The organism is Microcoleus sp. LAD1_D3 (genome assembly GCF_036702135.1).
Taxonomy (GTDB): domain Bacteria; phylum Cyanobacteriota; class Cyanobacteriia; order Cyanobacteriales; family Microcoleaceae; genus Microcoleus.
Genome location: NZ_JAUBSB010000080.1, coordinates 1 through 21044, shown reverse-complemented (window position 1 = coordinate 21044; position 21044 = coordinate 1). Strand labels below are relative to the sequence as shown.

Sequence of the window (21044 nt, the reverse complement as noted above, 5' to 3'; positions counted from 1 at the left end):
AATTATGAGTTAGCTCTAGGGGGATTAAATTGAAAACCTTCTATTATAGCATAGATTTTTTTTGCAAGAGGTCTAATCACTCCCAGTTAAACTCCATACCTAAATATTCCTCTAGTTCCTGATTATAAGGGTGGAAGAACTCCACTAATTGTTGACGTAATTTATCAGATATGAGAGAATACGAACCTGGATTGTAATTACGATATTCAGCCAGTTGATAATCTGGTAAGTTCAAAAAACGATGAACTTGCTTCATTGTGGCTGAGGGGTTGCTATAAAAATCTTCACTTTTGAGAATTAAAAGCTGTTCCTTTGGAAAAACATTCATCCATCTTTTCATAAAATAAATATACACGCTCGGTATTGTATGCATTAATGAAATTTCTTCGAGCAAAGAGTCGGTGCTGAATTTCTTCTTTTGAACGCTTAACAAATCAAAATCTGGTCTTTTTTTGAGAGATTCAATACTAAAATTAAAAGTTGTTTCTAAAGAAAATTGTCTAATCCCTAAACGATTGAAAAGGTAAAAGGATGAAATTGCTCTGTCAACGGGATTCCTGAATAAAAAAATCAACTTAATATTGGGAAATAACTGAAAAATTTGTTGAGGATTCGCCCAAAAGAAATATGAGGGAGTTGCTTCACCAGTTAAGTAATTATTATTTACAATCGCCGGAAAATGGGCATAATAATAATCCAGCCCTCGATGAAAAAAGTGAGAAAAAAAGTTAATTTCTTTTTCAACAGCAGTCAGAACTTGAGGATGAGAGGTTAAATAACCGTAAATCGAAGTTGTTCCACACTTGGGTAAACCACAAATGATAAAGTCTGGCTTTCGTGATGTTGGAGGATTCCAATGCTGTTTAGCTAGTTCTGGATGAGATGCCAATATCTGTTGATAACTAAACGTTTGGTAACAAGCAATTGCTTCTTTTACTTTTCCTTGTTGACTCAGTAAATTACCCAATAAATATTTAGCAAATAAATATTGGGGCTGAATTTTAATTGTTTGTTTGAGTAAATCACTTCCGATTTGCAAATACTCTGGGTCGATTGATTGGTTAAATATATTTGAAAAAAATAGAACTATTTTTAAATCATGGTAACATGAATTACTATTGGGATTAGATTGAATGGTTTTTAAGTAATAATCAAAAGCGCGGTTAAACTCGGCTAAATACTGATATTGTTTGCCAATTTTGTAGAAAGCTGTAGGATTGTCAGGCTTGATCAGTAGAGCCTTTTGGTAGTGCGCGATTAAATTTTTTGTTTGGTTTTCTAGCAACATTAGGGAACCTTTCTTCTTAACGCCTGTCGATTCATACAATTCTCGGTTGAAGCTGTAAAGCGCGACGGTAACAGGCACTTGCTTCGTGGATTTGACCCAGTTCTGCTAAAGCATCCCCTAAGTGTTGGTGCGACCAAGAGTAATCTGGGTTTAGCTCGATCGCACGTCGGTAAGAGATTATCGCCTCATCCCATTTCTTCTCTTTCTCTAAAACCTTCCCTAACTCCAAGTGTATTTCAAAATTGTTTGGGTGATATCGGAGTGCGGTTTGGTAAGAGGCGATCGCATCATCAAAGCGATTTTGCCGAACTAAAGCATTACCTAGCTGCCAAAGGCTTTGAGCATCATCTGGCTTAATTGTCAATGCCTGATGGTAAAGTTGGATATCGTCGGGGTTGGATGCGATGCGAAAACGATAATAGTTTATTATCCCCTCTACTCCCTGAGTTTGTTGGAGATAAGACTTGAGTTGTGCTAATTCAGTTTGGGATATCTGTAATTCAGACTTGGATTGTATTAATTCAGTTTGGGATATCTGTAGTTGAGACTGGGATTGTATTAATTCAGTTTGGGATATCTGTAGTTCAGATTGAGTGTGTTGCAGTTGGGCTTTTGCCTCTTGTAGCTGAGTTTGTAACGGCTCGATTTGTTTTTCAGCTTGTTCCTGGAATTGTTGTAGGCTTTCTCGATGTCGATTTGTTTCTGTTTTCGCTTGCAAAGTCTCAACCTGCTGTGCTTCGAGTTCCTGAGTTTTGAGAGCGAGTTGTTCTCGTAAGTTCTCCAGTTGTTCTTCTAATTGCTCTTTTTGCCGCGTTTTTTCAATTGCTGGATTGCGGTGGCTGAATACAGCCTTGAAAACATTAACGACTTCCATCGTCCGGATTTTGATGGAGGGATAAAAAAGCACCAATGTCAAGGCGAAAAATATTAGAAAAACTGGATGGCGAGTAACTAGCAAAATCGCTAAAGCAAGAGGGAGCCAGACTTCATACAAGTCGTGAGGAATAATATTCTGTCCGACTGGGGGAGATGGATCGAGCGGTGTTTGAGTAACGTTGAGTTTAGTCAGGGTGACTAGCACATAGATTGTAAAGAAGCCGAGGATCCAAGGGGAAAATTGAGACAGAACTACAGCTAAAGCGGAGAATAATATAATTTCACAGGGAAAGACTAAGCGATTAATCCAAAGACGGACTGATTCAGGTGGGAATTGAGTGACGAAGGTGGAAATACTAGAATTAATATCGTTATCCCGATCCCAAAGTTGATGCAGGAGAATACCTCGCATCCCTGCAAAAAATGCCCAAGCAGCAGCAATAACGGAAAAAGTTAGAGCGTTGGGTTGTGCTGTTGTACTGAGGTGTAAAAAGGTAGCAGCTACAAATAAAGTTGGAACGAGGTGCGCTCCAGCAGCATCACTAAGGATTCCCCAAATTCCTCTTTCCTTCAGGCGTAACGGTGGAGCGGAGTAGAGGGTTGGTAGCAAATAGTTGATAGCCAGCAAGATTATTGCTAATGTGCCGAATTTCATCAAGATGGGTACGGCAAAACCTGTGGCTACAAATAAAAGACAAAATAGAAAGCGTTGCCAGGGCAAAAATTGAGCCATTGTATTGCTTTTACCTGCTTTGCGATCTACTTCGATATCGAAGGTGTCATTGACAATATATCCATAAGCAGCTACGGAAGATATAGACAGCAAAAAGGTCAATACAGTTATTATTGATTGAAGAGGAGGGAGGTGAATCAGGAATATTTCAGCATAAGCAACAGCAAGTAGAGGTGCTATTTTATAAAGCCACCATTCACTGGCTCGAATAACCTTAAAAAATGATGAGGGAGATTCTACTCTTGAAGATATTTTATTATTAATTTTTGATTTAGGAGTTTGATTTGGCTTTTTAGAGCGAGCAACTATCGCTTTTCTTTTCGCTCCTTTAACTAAAGGATATTCAATAAATTCTACTTGTTGAAAGTATTTTTTGAATAGGGCAAGCATATATTCCATTTGTGGAGCTAGCATATTAAAATGTTGTTTTCCTGATCTCTCATCTATCCAACTCCAAATGACTCCTTCAAACTGGACAAATCCATCATTATTATATAAATCATTACAACTATAAGGAAGATTTAATTCACCAGTTCCCAGTCCTGCTGGCTCACAGAATGGTACAAAACAAACGCCTTGTTCAGATGTCCACTCCGCAAAATTTTCAATAACCTTCTCTAGCTCTGATAATGACTCTACATAACCATAAGCTAACCACATACACGACACCAGATCCCATTTGCTCTTCCACTGAAAACGCTCATCACGATAGTCACCTTGAACAAATAAAGCATCTGGATTTACTCGTCTAGCAACTTTGAGCATTGCAGGCGAAATGTCTAGTCCTGCTCGTTTTACAGATGGAAAGCAGCTTAGAAAATATCCCGTACCACAAGCAACATCTAACCACGTTGATCCTTCACCGATTTCACTTAAAAGCTGGTTAATAGTTTCTTGTTCAAAATCAGTGTCTATTTTGGATCTTTCATTGATAAGAAACCTTTGATCGTATTCTTTGGCATAGTCTTCATCGTAAATTTCAAGTACATCATTTTTGTCCATATTTTTCCCCAAAATAGCGGTATTGTAGCGAGAATTTCTCGGTTGACCTTATTAGATGTGATCGCTTCCAGCAGGGCAAAACTCGATTCATCCGTGCTGCTTGCGGAGTGCGGGCGCAGGAATGGCAACAACTCCAGCGTAAAGGCAACCGAAAAAAGCGGCGATGGACTCTAACCCTTGGGGATATACTAGCAGGACGCGATCGCCAACAGAGAGTTGAGATTGTAAGTAAGTGGCGATCGCCCTAGCTTTTTCGTCCAAGGAGCGATAGGTTAAACTGGCGATCGGTTTCTCCCCATCTTCTAGGAAAGTGTAGGCAATGCGATTCCCCTGGGGGAACGCTGCGCGAACGGGATGTTGGGAAGCGAGATTTTGCAAGAGATTAACGAGAGTGAACAGCGCCATACCTTTGTTTTTTGCCAGATAGCCTATTTTAACTAAACTTACAATTAAGTTACATCCCGTTAAAACACGACCTATGACCTATTGAGGTCAACGAGCAAAATGGCTGTCTGCAAGTTGTCAAAAAAAGCAATTTATTGAATTCAAAGCTCAGACCCCTTTGGATATTTGAAGGCTTTCCTTACAGCCAAGATATTTTATCAATTATACAGCAACAGTATCTTACTAGCATTCCCATGAAAACAGGACAGGCATTGATCTATGACAAACGCCTTTTTCACAGTTCGCCACCCAATACAACTGCTACTGAAAGAGTTGCTGCTATATGCAGTTTAGTTCCTCAAGAAATTCTCACCCATTTTTGTTACAGAGAGTCACCAGCCTCTGATAAGATAGAATTATTTGAGGTAGAAGATGAATTTTACGATCGCTACATCATCGGTGAAAAATCAGAAGGCGTTAAAAGTCTAAGCATCTTTGATTACGAAGTCGAACCCCTAACACCAAAAAAGCTTATGGAAACACTCGAAACAGAGAGTCAGTTTTCTTCAACAAATAACCAGATTCTCTCTCCCCAATCTCAAGGTTGGATGCTAACCGCACAGCAACTTCAAGACGAACTCAGACAGACTCACGCTGAGTTAAAAAAGTCTAACGAGCAACTCCACCAAACTCAAGACCAATTAGAGGAACTAAAAATCCAACAATCCCAAACTCAAGACCAATTAGAGGAACTAAAAATCCAACAATCCCAAACGCAAGCAGAACTGGAACAGTCTCAAACTCAACTGCACACTCAGTTAACAGAATTTAATGAGCAACTGCACCAAAAAACGATAGAATTGTCAGCACTAAAAGAGGAACACTCCCAGGCGCGATCGCAATTTGAACGGGAACGGGAACAATTGCAGATTACTCAGACCGAACTCGAACAGTATCGACAACAACTCCAAAAAAATCAAGCTGAGTTGGTAGATTCTCACGAAAAATTGCATCAAAAAACGAGAGAATTGTCAGCACTAAAAGAGGAACACTCCCAGGCGCGATCGCAATTGGAACGGGAAGGGGAACAATTGCAGACCACTCAGGCAGAGTTAGAGGCTTATCGCCAACAACTCAACCAGGCGCGATCGCAAGTAGAGCAACTAGAGTCTCAGCAGCAGCAAGATGGGGCAGAACTAGAGCAGTCTCGACAACAGCTACAGCAAACCCAAGCTCAATTACAACAGTCCGATCTGCAACTGCACGCCACTCAGGCAGAGTTAGAACAGTCTCAAGCTCAACTGCATCAAAAAACAGTAGAATTGCCAAAAGTGAAGTCTCAGCAGCACCAAACTCGACTGGCCCAGATAATTCAGGGGCGAATCCCTAACACAAAAGAGAGGAAACTATGCAAGTCCAACTTAAACAAATCATCGTCCCCCCCGGTCAGCAACTCCTGATGACCGATGTCAGTTGGCAAATGTACGAAGAAATGTTAGAGGAGTATGGTGAAAAACGGGGGTCGCGGATTAATTATAGTCAGGGAGTTTTAGAAATTATGGTACCCTTACCGGAACATGAAGATGATAAAATTATTATTAGCAACTTAGTGGAAATTTTGCTGGAAGAACTAGACGTTGAGTTCAGAAATCTGGCTTCTACTACGTTTAAAAGCGAAACAATGCAACAAGGTTTAGAAGCTGATAGCTGTTTCTATATCGAAAACGAAGCAGCCGTTCGGGGTAAAAGACGCATCGATTTAACTGTAGAACCGCCCCCAGATTTAGCCATTGAGATTGACATTTCCTCCCGCACCCAGTTGAATAATTATGAAGCATTAGGAGTCGGAGAATTGTGGCGGTTTAACGGGACAAAATTAGAAATCAACGTGCTGCAAGCGGGGCGTTACGTGCAGGTTACTGAAAGTCCTCATTTTGCCGGCTTGCTATTGCTTAATGAAGTGATTCCCCAGTATTTAAAACAAAGTAAAATTGATGGAAGAAATAAAACAATGAAAGCCTTTCGCGCTTGGGTGAAAAAACAGATTGAAGAAAGATAGGAAGATTAGGTGTAGGGGCATTAGTGTCAACTTAAAAAGACTTACGCAATGAATCAATTAACTTTACTAAATGAAATCTCTGCAAATCATTTTGCAGTGCGCTTCCAGCAACCCTTTATTGAAAAATTATTTGCCTCCACAGAACCCGTAGCAATCCTCGTCACTCCTGAATATGAAGGCATTTTCCGAAACGGTGGAATTGGCACTTACTATGCCACATTGAGCCAAAAATTAGCAGCCCAAGGTGCATATATTATTTTAATTATCTGTCAAACTCAAAAACAATTTCATGGAGAATCGACTGTCCCCCATATCCGCCATATCTTTTCCGCCTCTGAAGCCCAGCAAGTTTTAGAACTACAGCCGGTTCATCTAGCAATTTTATCTCAGTTTAAGCAATGGGATTGGGTAGAATCAGAAAGTTATAAAATCCTCTTTTTGATCCAGGCAATAGCCGCGCACTTTAACAAATATCCAATTTATGTAGAATTTCCCGATTTGTGCGGACTGGGATATCGCACCATTCAAGCCAAACGTTCAGGTTTGTTAGGAAAGAATTGCACCACAGCCGTAACAATGCACAGCGGTCAAGAGTGGTTAAATGAAGCCCAGGAGAAATATATTATAGAGGGTGGAAATTGGTTTAGAAATGTTTATAGTTACGAGCAATATTCTTTTGAGAATGCAGACTTAGCATTTTTCCTGTCTTATTTCATGGAAGCAAAAGTCAAAAGTTATGGCTGGAAAACTGCCCACGCGGTTCATTTGCCCTACTGTTTCCCAATTGTTCCCCCCCTAGATAAAAATCGACCCATGTTAGCGAAAGCCTCGCTTAACCTCAAACGGGAACAGATACCAATTGTCTTTTTTGGCAGATTAGAAGAAAGAAAAGGGCTCCTGACTTTCATTGATGCCCTTCAGCAATTAGGAGAGAAAATCAGCCAGCAACTTCACCTTATATTTTTAGGCAAAAACGTTCCGCTTCATTCTGTAAAACTTCAGCCCCAGGATAGTCAGCAATACATCCAGCAAGAACTGGGAGGCAAATTTGATTATACCATATTATCGGACTTATTTAGCCAAGAAGCCATTGCCCTAGTCCACGAATTAGCACCGGCCATTGTTTGCCTTACCAGTTCTCAAGAAAACTTTCCCAATAGTTCTTTAGAAATGGGACAGTTACCCGTGAGTTTAGTCGTTTCAAATACGGGGGGATTTCGGGAGACATTAAACATGATTGACCGCTCAAATAGTGTACGATGGTTTGAACCAGGAAACTCCCAGTCTCTCGCGTGCGAAATTGCCAGCGCTATTGACGCTTATCCCGAAACTCCATCCCTTCCCCTACGCGCATTTTTAGAGCAAGTTAATCAAAGGTTACTCAACCAGCGACTAGAGTACATGAAGCTAGCATTTTTTAAAACAACTCCCAGTCGCGCTCGCTCCTTTGATGAAGATTTATCAACATCTTTCTTATTAGGAATGACCTCTGCCCAAGAGCAAGTTTTTCTCCAAGATTATGCCCAAAATAAGTATTCTGGTAAAGGCGAAATCATCGATTTGGGCTGCTGGCTTGGTTCCGCAACGATTTCCGCAGCTAAGGGCTTAGAAAAAAATCTTAAAGTAACTGTCAAGAATAAACGCATTCATGCTTACGATCTATTCATTTGGGAACCATTCTATATGGATAACTGTGTCAAAGGAACTTCCCTAGAAGGCAGATATAAACAGGGAGATAGTTTTCTGGACGAGTTTGTTCGCAGAATTAGTCCCTGGACTCACTCGATCTCAGTTTACCCAGGAGATGTGGTTCAAATTGGCTGGAACCAACGCCCTATAGAATATTTATTTGTAGATGCCATGAAAAGTTGGGAACTGACAAAAAGTATTTTCATAAATTTTTATCCTCATCTAATCCCCATGACTTCTCTAGTCCATTATAATGATTTTGCCCACTTTTACACCGCTTGGATTCATCTATTAATTTATAAACTGAGGCCATATTTCAAACACCATTGTAATCTCTACCAAGCCGCAGTCTTTCAATATGTCAATCCCCTACCACTCGACACCTTACTACTAGACCAGGATACTCCCTTTAGTATCTTTTCTTACGAAGATATCGATCGAGCTTTTGAATACTCGCTTGAAATCGTTACAGAGGGATTACGTCCAAATATTGCCGCTGCCAAAGTCATGGCTTTTATTCATTGGGGAGATTTAGAACAAGCTAAACGCGAACTCATTCAAGCCAGAGAGAAATTTGGAAATATTGGTGAGATTCCCGAAGTGGCAAAACTATTATCTACGATATCTGTTTAATTGCTATCATTATGAAAATACAACCGGAAAATTTAGTATCCCACATCCTTTGTCCTGATCATTCAGAATTACGCTTTGAGTCCCAATTCTTAGAGGCTTTTAACACCTCAGTTCAAAAAGTTGCAATCCTAGCAAGTAACGAATTTGAAGGATTTTCTAAAAATGGCGGTATCGGCACTTATTATACCACATTGAGCCAAAAATTAGCAGCAGAAGGTTGGTATGTCATCCTCTTGCTTTGCCACAGCCATGAAAACTTCCAAGGGAGATCGCAACTACCACATCTCCACCACATCTTCTCTACCGGCGAAGTTGAAAAAGTCCTAAATCTTCAACCTATCCACCAAGCAATTTTATCGAAATGCCAAGAAGACTTTATCAGTCAATGCTTTGATTGCGAAAGTTTCTGCTGTTTGTTTTTTACTCAAGCAATTGTTGCTACTTTCCCCGAAGCAGTTGTTTATGTTGAATTTCCCGCAATTTGGGGATTGGGTTATCGCACGATTCAAGCCAAAGAATCAGGTGTGCTAGGTAATAGTTGCCTCGTTGGTGTTACAGATCACGGTGGTTTTGAGTGGTTGCGGGAAGTCAATAGCAGATACACGCTAGATTATCCGAAATGGTTTTGGCAGGCTTGTCACTACGAACAATATTCTTATGACAATGCCGATTTAAGTTGCTTTCCCTCCTACTTTTTAAAATCCAAAGTAGAAAGTTATGGCTGGAAAACTGCTCATGCTGTTCATTTACCTTATTTTATTCCTATCCTCAACTTATCAGCGGATGTAGGGGCGAAGCATTCGGGCGATAATTTACCGTTAAAAACCCATGTTTTGTGTCCGAATGCTTCGCCATCCGAAGGATTAAAAATATCCGATATTTTGACTACTCAACTTGATAGGAAACAGATACCGCTGGTGTTTTTTGGGCGGTTAGAGGAGAGAAAAGGACTCTGTACGTTTGTAGAGGCCCTTCAGTTGCTTAACCCGGATATAGCCGAGAAAATTTACATTCTGTTTCTTGGTAAAATCATCAAATTAGAGTCAACTCAGCTTCAAGGGTTGGATAGTCAGCAGTATATTGATGGCGCTTTAAAGGGTAAATTTTATTACTATATTTTGCCGGATTTATCCAGCCGAGAAGCAATTAATTTAGTCAGCCAGTCACCGACACCCATTGTCTGTCTTTGCAGCTTGCAAGAAAACTTTCCCAATACCGCTTTAGAGATGGGACAGTTAGCCGTTAGTTTAGTAGTTTCAGATACGGGAGGATTTCAAGAAACCTTAAGTTTAATTTCAAGAACCGATGGGGTGCGCTGGTTTGAGCCAGGAGACGTACACTCTCTCGCCGGCACCATCAGTGAAGCTATCTTAGCTTGTCCTGAAACGCCGATCGCCCCAGATCGCGCTTTATTAGAACAAGTGAATCAAAAATTACTTAACCAAAAACTTGAATATATGAGCGAAGCATTTATCAAATCAGCACCCAAAGACCCTCAAAATCCCTGCGTAACTATAGGCATAACTTGTTTTTTTGATACAATAAAAGTTTGGGATTGCCTGGAAAGTCTGGCGGGACAAACTTATCAAAATTTAGAAGTTATCGTTTTGTACCAGACACCCGCAGGCGAATCCATACCAGAGGCGATCGCTCTGGCTAAGGAGCAGTTTCCCACCTATGAGTTTGTCGAGTTCGATATTAATAAAAGTTTGGGAGTGGCTTATAACCGCTTGGTAGAACTGGCGACGGGAGAATATTTTTTGCACTTTGCAGGCGATCGCATCGCACTACCTCTAATGGTGGAAAAATTTGTTACGGCGGCTTGTGAATCTGATACTGTAGCTGTCGTATGTCCAGACATGAAGCTGGACAAAGATTTGGAAGTTATCAACTCGAATGACGGCTCTTTACTCAAGCTACTGGAATTTAACCAAAGTCAGGATTTGTGCGCTCTATTTGCGGTGGAGTTGCTGCGAGAGTTTCGGTATTCCGAGGTCAGGGATTTGCTAGCTTTAAATTGGCATATTTTAGCGGCTGCGATCGCCACTGGTAAAGAGATTGCTTACTATCCCTATCCCCTCTATCTCTCTGATTCCCACTCTGCGTTCCTTATTGACCAGGCAAAATTCCCAAAAGAACGGTATTATTTGCGTCAATACTTATCTCAAATAGAGGTATCTCGATGGACTCAGCGCCAACTCAATTTACTTTTAACCTGCGTTGAGCAACTTTGGCAGTCCGAGCCACAAAGGCAAAGCCAAATGTGGCAACTTGAGCAAGATAGAAATCGATACCAAGCTTTAGCATCTCAATCCCAAGCTTGGATGCAGACAGCGCTAGAAACCCAAGACGAACTGGATAGCTTGCAATCTCAACTCCAACAGGCTCAAGCTGAAATTGAACGTTTAAAAACAGAACAGCAACAAGTTCAAAAGCCAATCAGTACCCGCTAAAACCTCCCTATTAAAACAAATGGGTTAATCCCAATCAAATTTCATGCCGAGATATTCCTCTAACTTCTGGTTATGAGGTCGGAAAAACTCGGCTAAAGTCTGCCGCAAATCATCGCTTATGGGATTATAAGACCCCGGATTGTAATTGGGATATTCTGGAAGGGGATAATCCGGCACCCCCAAAAACTCGAAAACTTGAGTTAGAGTAGCCGCTGGATTAGCATAAAAGTCTTCACTCCTTAAAATCAAAAACTGTTCTCTGGGAAATACAGCCATCCACTTCTTGATAAAGTGGAAATACCAACCCAATAATAAATAACCTTTTTCTGTCTGCCAGTAGGTAAATTTATCTTCACCATCAGATGAGAGATGTTCTATTTCTGAAGCAATTACCTCAGCAAAAGCCCTTTGTTCGCTGCCATAATTAACCAGCATTTTATAATGAGAAAATGCTCGGATTACTGGATTTCTTAGAATTAAAATAAGTTTAATGTTAGGAAAAATTAAGGCTAGTTTTTGGGATGAACTTTGGCTGTAAAAATACCAAGGAGTTGCTTCTCCGGTCAAAAAAATAGATTGTTTTGGAATCGGAGGAAAATAAGATAGATAATAATCAACCCCCTTATCAAAAATTTCCCTAGATAATCCCACCTCTTTTCTAATAGCTGGTAAAATATTAGGGTGTTCGGTTAAGTAGGCATATAGAGAACTTGTACCGCCTTTGCCGGCACCAATGATGAGAAAATGAGGGTGGCGTGGGTTTTTTGTATCCCAATAATTTTTAGCAAAATTAGGTCGTGTCTGTAGGATTTGCCTGTAACAGGCATTGTGATAACACGAGATAGCCTCTGCCAAGTTTCCTTGATAAGTTAATAAATCTCCTAAACCGATGTAAGCCAGATCAAAATTAGGATAGTTCTGAATTACGTAACGATAGCAGCGAACTGCTTTCTCCAAGGCTAAAGGATTTTCTATTTCGTATTTTATAGAGTAACTTACTCTATAGTATTCTATTAAGTTATAGTGCGCTTCAATAAATAGCGGTTCAATCTCAATCGCTTTGAGACAACAAGATATAGCCTCTTCTAGCTTCCATTGTCGTTGAAAGATTTCCCCCAATCGATAGTAAGCTTGATAAGCACTTGGTTTTACCTCAATTGCACAGTGGTAGACAGCGATCGCCTCTTCTAACTTTCCTTCCTTGACCAATCGCTCGCCTAGCGCATTATACATTTCAAAAGCAGCATCGACTTCTCCTCGTTGTTGCAGCACACCAGCCAAGGTTTTCGAGATACCTGTCAAAGTGGGTTGAATTTTGAGTGCCGTTTCACAAGCTGTGACTGTCTTATCAAGTTGACCCCGTTTGTAATATAATTCTGCCAAATTTATGTAAATTTCGGCGTTATCTGGCTTAATTAACAAGGCTTTTTGATAATGTACAATTAATCTATCAATTTGCTCAGACATGGAGGCTTTTTATCTCAAAATTTAGAAGATTCTAGGTTTTAGCTTAATAGCGCGACGATAACAGACAGTTGCTTCATCAGTTTTCCCCTGTGCAGCTAGAATATCGCCCAAGTTTCTGTGCGACCAAGAATAATCTGGGTTTACTTCAATTGCCTTGCGGTAGGAGAGTACCGCTTGCTCCCATTCACCTTTACTTGACTGAACTTTTGCCAAGTTGTGATAATGCCAAAATGAAGGAGAAGGATTAGTTTCTATCGCGCGATAGTAGCTAGATATTGCTTCCTCTCGCTTACCTTGTGCTGCTAAAACTTCGGCGAGTTCGTGATAAGACCAACAATGATTTGGGTCAATCTCAATAGCGCGGCGGTAGGCAGCCAGTGCCAACTCCCAGTTTTTCTTCTGAGCAAAAGCCTTACCTAAATCTAAGTGAATAGCCGGATTTTCAGGGAATGTCTGGAGCATTGTTTGATATAAATTAATCGCTTCATCCAGCCGATTGTGGTTTACCAAAGTATTGCCCAATTGTAAGCCAATTTCCGGCGATTTTTGCTTAATTTCTAGGAACTCGTGATAAGTCTCTACTTCATTGGCATTGACTTTAATCGCCTTGTGATACCAGTTAAAGGCTGCATCTAAATCTAATATAGCTCGTTCTCGGAAAGCACCCGCTAATTTGCTTTCAATCCCCGGTAGTTCGGGGTTGAGCTCGACAGCGCGAGAGTAGGCCGCAATCGCCTCCTCCCAATGCTGGCATTGCGCTAGCGCTTCCCCTAAATTGTAGAAAGTCCAAGCCCAGCTTGGGTTAAGCTGTGTAGCATAACGGTAGGGAGCGATCGCCTCCTCCCACCGTTGTAATTTAATCAGTGTATCTCCTAAATTATTCTGCGACCAAGAATTATCCGGGTTTAACTCAATTGCCCGACGATACACACTGACGGCTTCATCCAACTTATTCAGCTTTGTTAGCGCATCTCCTAATTGATGATAAATTTCCGCCGAATTAGGATTAAACTGGATAACTTTTCGGTAACTAACAACGGCTTCTTCCCAAGATTCTTGTGCAGATAAAGCCTTTGCCAAACCATAATGCGACCCCGCATTATCCGGTTTAAGTTGAATGGAATGACGGTAAGCATTAACTGCCCCTTCCCACTCCTGTTTCCGGCTCAAAATTTCCCCAATATTATGATAAGCTGGTGATAACTTAGGATTCAACTGAATAGCCAGACGATAACAGGCCACCGCCTCATCAACTTTCTCCTGTCCCAACAGCGTATTTCCCAGAATTAAGCATTGCTCTGCCGTGGCTCCTCGCGGTTCTAAATTCACTGCCTTATACGAACAAATTGCTGCTTGCTCTGTGGCACCAATTCGCTCAAAAACGTCCGCCAATTTTCGATAAAATTCGGCAACTTGAGGCTGTAAACTAACGGCTTTTTGGTAAGAATTAATTGCATCTTGCCATCGTTGCTGCTGTGCGAAAACATTACCAAGACTTGCCCAAGCCTCAGCAAAATTTGGTTTAATTTCTAATACTTTAAAATAACAAATTTTTGTCTCTTCTAGTTTCCCACTCACTTGCAGCGCTTCCCCCAATATATGGTAAGCACCAACAGCCTGGGGTTGAAGTGAAATTGCTCGTTGACACTGGGCGATCGCCTCAGACAATTTCCCCTTATTATAATAATGTCCTGCCAAAACAATTAACGCCTCGGCATCTTCAGAAGTAAGCGAATCTAGCAGTTTATGGCTATCATGTCGCTGATTTTGAGCGCTAGATAAATCCAAAACTTTCGCCGATTTATGGCTATCAAAACCCCCATTTTTTTGGCTGGATAAATCCGACACATCCGCCGCCTGGTTAGTTAATTTAATAGCTTGTTGATAATAAACTAACGCCTCTTCTAACTTTCCTTGGCGCTTCATAGCTTCCCCCAAATTTTGATAAGCTCCTACCAAATTGGGGTTTAATTCCAAAGCGCGTTGGTAACAATAAATGCCCCGAGTAATATCATCTAACCGCACAAAAGTATTTCCCAGATTGACGCATTCTTGTGCTGAAAATTTTTCCGGTTCCAGACTCAATACAGCATACCAACAGTCTGCCGCATTGCTCGGCTTATTTAACTGCGTCCAAACCTTTGCTAAATTGCGGTAAGCTGCCGTTAAATTAGGATCAATGTGTATTGCTTGTTGATAATAATTTATGGCTGAATCCCACTGTTGCTGCTGTGCGTATAAACTGCCTAAATTTACATAAGCTGCGGCAAAATTAGGCTGAATCTCAATCGCTTTAATGTAGCACTGTCGGGACTCTTCTATCTTACCTTTGGCGTGCAAAATATTGCCCAGAATTTTGAGAATCGGTGCTGACTTCAGTTGAATATTCAAAGCTTGCAAACAAGCTGTTTCTGCTTCTTCTAATTTTCCTTGTGTTAAATAAACTTCGGCTTGTTCACTTAACTGCGCTAGGGTAGCTTCAGAATTGATAGTAGTTTGCATAGAAGTGGGTTTGGCGGCAGAAGGATACTGCACAGCGGTAATTTCAGAATTGATAGTAGTTTCCATAGAAGTAAGTTTGGCGGCAGAAGGATACTGCACAGCGGTAATTTCAAAATTGATAGGATTTTGCTTCTGAATCGGCTTCGCGATTGAGGAATTATGATTTATTATATTGGCAATTTTCATCATTTCTTCCAATTGGTTAAAGCTAACTTTAATATCTTCGGTCAGCGGATTTTGATACATCAGCTCTCGGATGGGATAACAGGCAAATACCTCCCCTATTAAATAGTAATGTTCTAGCCCTAAAAGTTGACTGATGATACAATAATAAGGTCTAAGATAGTGAGGAGAAACAAGTTCAATTATTTTAGTACCATTCTGGCAAAAAATAATATTAGTCAACCCACTACCATGCGGGGCTATAATTATTTTAGCATGATAAAATAGCCCAATCTGTTCCACTACCGACAAAGATTCTGTTACCAAAGTTTGAAAACCGAATTTAGCCAGGTAATCAATCACTTCTCCTTCATTTATTACCCGCCGATATTGAGACTGGGCTCGACTAATGTAAATACGTTCTGGGTAAGGGGAACTTGGCGAGGAAATTTGTTTCAGAAATTCCTGCCGTAGAAATTTCAAAGCGCTCGGTTGCAGCCAACCGAGCGAACCCGAAAAAGATGGTACAATAAGTTTTTTAGCTTGAATGTAAGGGTGGCGATCGCTCTCGATAATCTTGGATGGTGAAATCCCCAACATTAAGAGCGTTTCTTGCTGAAAAGGTTGCGCGATGCTATTAACTAAAAATCTATCTATTTTCTCCAAATCTACCTTACTTTGACGTAAAATGTCGAGCCTGGGCAGAATATCCACCATCCAATGAAAGTAAACATTTCCAGAAAGTCCAGATAATACTGCAACTGTCCCATCAATTTGTTCTAAGATTGGTAATTCTTCTAAATTAAAAACCCGATGTTTGTTTGTATCATGTCGCATACACCCCGGTAAAGAACCCGGATACTCGCGAGAAACATCTGTTAACAGATAATTATCGGGAGTAATAATAGCAATAGCATTACATATCATCCAAGAGTTTTTTTGCGGAACAATCCAAGCGCGCCCATCTGGAATTGCCGCTACGAAATTACTGGGTATATTAATAGCAATGTTCGCTCCCTTATTAAAAACATGAATTCCTAACCCCTGATGAATCGGAGCAAACTGCTGGTAAATTCGCTTCAAGCACGGCGTGCAGTTTAATCCCTCACATCCCGCTTGGAAGGCATCAAAGTTAAGTAATTTGCTACAGACTGGATTAGACTCAAATTCCGCATCAACACCAACAGACATCTCTAATAAGCCTTGTGGGACAGGCATTTTGACTGCATTTGACTGGCTTTTCTGGAAATTGCTAATATAGCTAGCTCCGTTTAATTGTGTGGTAACAACCCAATCTTTGGCAGATAAAGCGCCTTTGGGAAGCGAGGTGGATCTCACTTTTTCCAACTGAAAGTAAATCAAACTAGCATTTGGTTGAATAATTCTTGCGATTTGGCATACTATCACCGCCGCCTTGAGCCGTTTCTGTTTTACCAAACAATGACTCACCCGCCCTAAAATATCTACGTCATTAGGTTTAACCTGTAAAGCTTTATGATAATAAGTTTCTGCTTGTTTGTATTCACCATACTGCAATAAAACATTTCCTAAATGGACGTAAGTTTGCCAGAGATTGGCATAAACTTCGGGAGCGTTTGATTGCCGCTGTAGTGCTTGAAGAAATCTGGCACAGGCAATTTTAGCTTGTCCCAGTTCGTCAATTTCTTTACCTTCTACAGAGCTTTCGTGTATGGTTTGGAGAACCAGAGTGCAGTAAGCTTCAACAAATGTCGGCTGTAGAGAAATTGCTTTCTGAAAGTACGCCATTGCTGCATCCAGCTTGCCTTCTGCCATGAGAGAATAGCCCCACTCACTATAAGCTGAAGCGTTATCGGGAGCGAGTTCTATCACCTTCTCAAAACACCGACCGGCCGACCCGTGCTGACCCTGGCTCTGCCAAACTTGACCGGCGTTATAATGAGCTAAAACCAGATCGGGCTGCAATGAGATCGCCTCGATATAAGCAGATATAGCGTCATCGGCTTTTCCTTGTGCCTGAAATGCTTGGCCAAGGTTATTGTATAAGCTAGCCCACTTGGGGGAAAGAGCGATCGCTTGTCGGAAAACCTCGATCGCCTCGAATAACTTATCCAGCTTGACAAGAACGCAACCCAGATTGCTGTAAGCTTTGACATAATCAGGTCTAAGGGCGATCGCTTGTCGGTAGTTGCTTTCTGCTTCAGGTAGCAGATACCGCTCGTCAAGGACGACTCCAAGATTATAGTAAGCGGTTGCATTGTTGGGTTCGCGGGCGATCGCTTGCCGATAGCTAGTTTCCGCGTCCGTTAATTCTTCTTGTGGGTAAAGGACGTTACCGCGACTATAGTAGATATCTGCCTTGTTTTCCACGATCGCTATCAAATGGGGAATTGGGTAATGGGAACGTAAAAGCCTTGACACATTGGATTGCTTGTTCTTTCTGGAAACAGGTTTAGCTTTATCACTCCTAGACGCAGCATCACCATTTACGAGGGGCAACCGCGGGGGATTTGCCCCTCGTAAACGCACTTGTGTAGAGGCTTTGCCTCCATAGATATTTACACGATATCAAAGTCGTTGGAAGTGATATTCAGATTCGGTTGAAGCTGCATTAACGGTACTTCATTCCCTAGCGTACCCAAAGAATTGTAGTACACCAAACCGCTTGTTTTGTCGTAAATTACCCGAGCCGGACTCGCGCCCTGATTATTGACGTTAAAGTTATTGGTAACGCTAAAAAGGCTTGCTGGCAAAGTACCGGGTTGCAACATGGGCAAGGCCCTGCGATCCAATTGAATCTTATCTTGTGCGGGTGTGAAATCAGTCAACGTATCTAACCCAAAAGGATTTCCGTTTAGGCCGCCACCAACTGATACCGCTGATTCGCCCGATTCGAGATACTGGAACCGGAATGTATCTGCCCCCTCGCCCCCTGCTATTAAGTCATTGCCGACCCCACCAAACAAGAGATCGTTGCCGGCACCACCAGAGAAGGTGTTATTTCCTGTACTGCCATAAATAGTATCATTGCCATCACCACCGCAACTTGTATCGTTGCCCTCATCGCCAAACAGCAAATCATCTCCCCTGCCGCCGTCAACGATATCATTACCCTTACCCCCGTATAATGTATCATTACCTTCACCTCCAGAAAGCGAATCCTCACCTTCATTGGCAAAGAGCAAGTCATTTCCAGACCCTCCAAATAGCAAGTCACGCCCTTGAGAATCTAGGTTGTTCGGATCTCTAGTACCACCGTATACAGTATCATCGCCCTCACCACCTACAAGGGTATCATTACCAATTTCGCCCCAGAGCAAGTCATTATCTTTGCCACCCAAAACGATATCATTACCCTTTCCGGCATAAATAGTATCGTTGCCAATGCCACCGGCGATCACATCATCCCCACGATTGCCAAAGAGCAAATCTCCCCGATCATTTGTATCCGTAGTATTTCGATCGCCGTAATCACCGATAATCGTATCTTGACCTTGACCGCCATAAAGAGTATCAGGCCCTTTTTCGCCATAGATCAAGTCATCTCCTTTACCCCCATAGGCGCGATCGTTGCCATTACCGCCAATGATGGTATCGTTTTGTTCTATCCCAAACAGTAGATCGTTGCCACTACCACCAAAGATTAATGCAGGTTGATTCTGCATTTGGGCAGACAAAGGTTGATTCTGATTGCGCTTTAATACATCTATGACACCACCATAGATCGTGTCATCGCCACTGCCACCAATTAAGGTATTAGCACCGAACTCACCCCAGATTAAGTTATTGCCGTTGCCACCGAAAATAAGATCGTTGCTTCCTCCATCAAAGATTAAAATGTCATCGTTAACCCTACTGTCGGGAAAACTGCGACCATTATCGCCAATAATCGTGATGCGCCCGTCGCTAGTAACTTTTGGCGGTTGCACTGGTGGCTGAAATATAACTGTTGGCGGTTCTGGGAGTTCTGGACACTCTGCGTCTAAATTGAGTAAGCTGACTTGGGTGGTAATGAGAGTTGGGCTTGAACTTGGAGATGGTGACAGGATTGGAGAAGCAGTCGCTGTTGAGTAGTTGGGGGTTGTTACTGGTGGTATTGACTCAGTAGAAGTACCATTACTTGGGGAGGGTGGCAAGATTGGAGAAGAAGGCGCTGTTGAGTTGTTGGGAGTTGTTACAGGGGATGATGGCGGTGTAGAAGTACCATCACCGATGGGTGAGGGGGGTGTAGAAGTACCATCACCGATGGGTGAGGGGGGTGTAGAAGTACCATCACCGCTCGATGAGGGGGGTGTAGAAGTACCATCACCGCTCGATGATGGCGGTGTTTCGACGCCTTGGATATCCATACCGCCCGCAGCAACGGGCGGAGAGGGCAGGATTGGGGAAGAGGGCGCAGTCGAATTGTTGGGGGTTGTTACTTGTGACATTAGGTTTTTGGGAAATAAAAATTATTCACGCTGCGTGATAACCGCGCATCAAACCAATTGCTCTTATGCGCCGAAACCCATTTTTAAGGATTTGAGCCTTCCTCTGCCAGGAGTGAGGAGCCTGAAAGCCTCATGAAAGCCTTTTTTTTGTTTGAGTGCGTGATGCCTAACCTAGATAGAATCTAGGGTTAACCCCGTGGTGTTAAAAAAAGATAGGTCTCCTATTGCGAGCTAGCTGGCCCAGTGCAATCAACGGATTTGCATTATCAATCGCGTTGGCGATCATCGTCTGTTCAAAAAAGATTTAACGATCGCCCTAAGCGTTAATTTCCAGCGTTTGAGGGGCTTCTGTCACCACCCCACGCGGGCGGGTCCCAATTAGCGAATCCTTCACCCTGACTCACTTTGTCCACCAGTCAATCTCTATCTTATATGCTTGAGTTGTATTTAAAAAGGGAGAAGGCTGCTCAGTGGAGCTGGCGATCGCGTTTTTTTGCGACTGGGCGACGTGCCGTTTTTTGACGCCAGCGAGTTTTTTCCTGATAGACTTGTTGGAGTTCCTCAACCGTATTCACCGTTCTGGCGTTGTAACTTACTGGCAACTGAGTCACCTCTTTCGACACAGTTCCCTGAAGTTGTAGGAACCTGAGCTCGATAGATTATGCAAGATCCGACTTTTCCGACTTTACGATCCGACTTTTCCGACTTACAAAGGCGGGGGAGAGGAAGTATCATAGAAATCAGATGCCGTTTCACAACCTGTGGAAGCAATTAATAGACTTTCATAGCTTTTGAACGATACAGTTATAATCAGGGTTTCACGCTACACAAGGGACTTCTAGTTAATTACTACCATATTGTTCAGAGCGTGTATGATCGCACGTCGAGCGTGAAATTACGGCTATTGTTTAGCTCGTAATTTACAGAATAGTGCGTCCATCATTTTTATATCAGTAAATTCCCTATGGATGGAGGGATATAAGGATGTACCAATTATCTCCAGAACTATTTGCTCTCGAAGTGAATGTAAATTGGGGCATTTCTTCTCAACCTTTTTCTACGTTACTCAGGCCCAAACAAGGAAATGTTGAATTTTTACCTTCCATGAGCTTTTGTTTACAGAAATTTTATTGATTTCCCTTGACAAGCATCTATCCAAAGACTTATCTTAAATATATCTAGAGATAGATGACAAATAAATAAGCTGATGAGTACGGCTGGCAAAAAGATTAAATTGAATCTAGAGGGGGTAGTGGCTCGACAAATCAGAGTATTACTGCGACCAAGGCATTCAAGAGCGGACGTAGGGGCAATGGCACTGAAAAAGGCTTAATCACGCCCGCAGTTTAGCTTTCAAGACAGAGCGAGGTTCCTGCATTCGAGGATA

At 41.9% G+C, this 21044-nt stretch carries 11 protein-coding genes; 4 read left to right on the top strand and 7 right to left on the bottom strand.

What is annotated here, in order from left to right; translation table 11 throughout:
* Nucleotides 1-76 precede the first annotated feature (76 nt).
* From QUA74_RS26795 to QUA74_RS26785, 3 genes are all read right to left on the bottom strand, one after another.
* On the bottom strand, nucleotides 77-1366 hold the full coding sequence (locus QUA74_RS26795) for a sulfotransferase (protein WP_333335071.1): 1290 nt from the start codon (nucleotides 1364-1366) through the stop codon (nucleotides 77-79).
* Nucleotides 1320-3899: a tetratricopeptide repeat protein gene (locus QUA74_RS26790; protein ID WP_333335069.1), complete on the bottom strand. Its 2580-nt coding sequence runs from the start codon at nucleotides 3897-3899 to the stop codon at nucleotides 1320-1322. The genes QUA74_RS26795 and QUA74_RS26790 overlap by 47 nt, the downstream gene beginning before the upstream one ends.
* 87 nt (nucleotides 3900-3986) lie before the next feature.
* Nucleotides 3987-4304: an AMP-binding protein gene (locus QUA74_RS26785; RefSeq protein WP_333335066.1), complete on the bottom strand. Its 318-nt coding sequence runs from the start codon at nucleotides 4302-4304 to the stop codon at nucleotides 3987-3989.
* Nucleotides 4305-4384: 80 nt separating this feature from the next.
* Here QUA74_RS26785 and QUA74_RS26780 point away from each other — a divergent pair, with 80 nt between their 5' ends.
* From QUA74_RS26780 to QUA74_RS26765, 4 genes are read left to right on the top strand one after another with little or no spacing between them, the layout of a single operon-like run.
* Nucleotides 4385-5743: a phytanoyl-CoA dioxygenase family protein gene (locus QUA74_RS26780; protein ID WP_333335074.1), complete on the top strand. Its 1359-nt coding sequence runs from the start codon at nucleotides 4385-4387 to the stop codon at nucleotides 5741-5743.
* Nucleotides 5692-6342, top strand: coding sequence for a Uma2 family endonuclease (locus QUA74_RS26775; RefSeq protein WP_333335063.1), 651 nt, complete (start codon nucleotides 5692-5694; stop codon nucleotides 6340-6342). The genes QUA74_RS26780 and QUA74_RS26775 overlap by 52 nt, the downstream gene beginning before the upstream one ends.
* Before the next feature lie 48 nt (nucleotides 6343-6390).
* Nucleotides 6391-8664, top strand: coding sequence for a glycosyltransferase family 4 protein (locus QUA74_RS26770; protein WP_333335059.1), 2274 nt, complete (start codon nucleotides 6391-6393; stop codon nucleotides 8662-8664).
* Nucleotides 8665-8675: 11 nt separating this feature from the next.
* Nucleotides 8676-11117: a glycosyltransferase gene (locus tag QUA74_RS26765; RefSeq protein WP_333335055.1), complete on the top strand. Its 2442-nt coding sequence runs from the start codon at nucleotides 8676-8678 to the stop codon at nucleotides 11115-11117.
* 24 nt (nucleotides 11118-11141) lie between these two features.
* Here the strand turns inward: QUA74_RS26765 and QUA74_RS26760 are convergent, their stop codons facing one another.
* The 4 genes from QUA74_RS26760 to QUA74_RS26745 form a co-directional block, all read right to left on the bottom strand.
* Complete coding sequence (locus QUA74_RS26760) at nucleotides 11142-12584, bottom strand: tetratricopeptide repeat protein (RefSeq protein ID WP_333335053.1); 1443 nt, start codon at nucleotides 12582-12584, stop codon at nucleotides 11142-11144.
* A gap of 21 nt (nucleotides 12585-12605) precedes the next feature.
* Complete coding sequence (locus tag QUA74_RS26755) at nucleotides 12606-17597, bottom strand: tetratricopeptide repeat protein (protein WP_333335051.1); 4992 nt, start codon at nucleotides 17595-17597, stop codon at nucleotides 12606-12608.
* 188 nt (nucleotides 17598-17785) lie between these two features.
* On the bottom strand, nucleotides 17786-19657 hold the full coding sequence (locus tag QUA74_RS26750; protein WP_333335048.1) for a hypothetical protein: 1872 nt from the start codon (nucleotides 19655-19657) through the stop codon (nucleotides 17786-17788).
* A 467-nt stretch (nucleotides 19658-20124) separates the two neighbouring features.
* Nucleotides 20125-20280 carry a hypothetical protein gene (locus tag QUA74_RS26745; RefSeq protein ID WP_333335046.1) on the bottom strand — a complete coding sequence of 52 codons (156 nt, stop codon included), beginning with the start codon at nucleotides 20278-20280 and terminating at the stop codon, nucleotides 20125-20127.
* Between the last annotated feature and the right edge of the window lie 764 nt (nucleotides 20281-21044).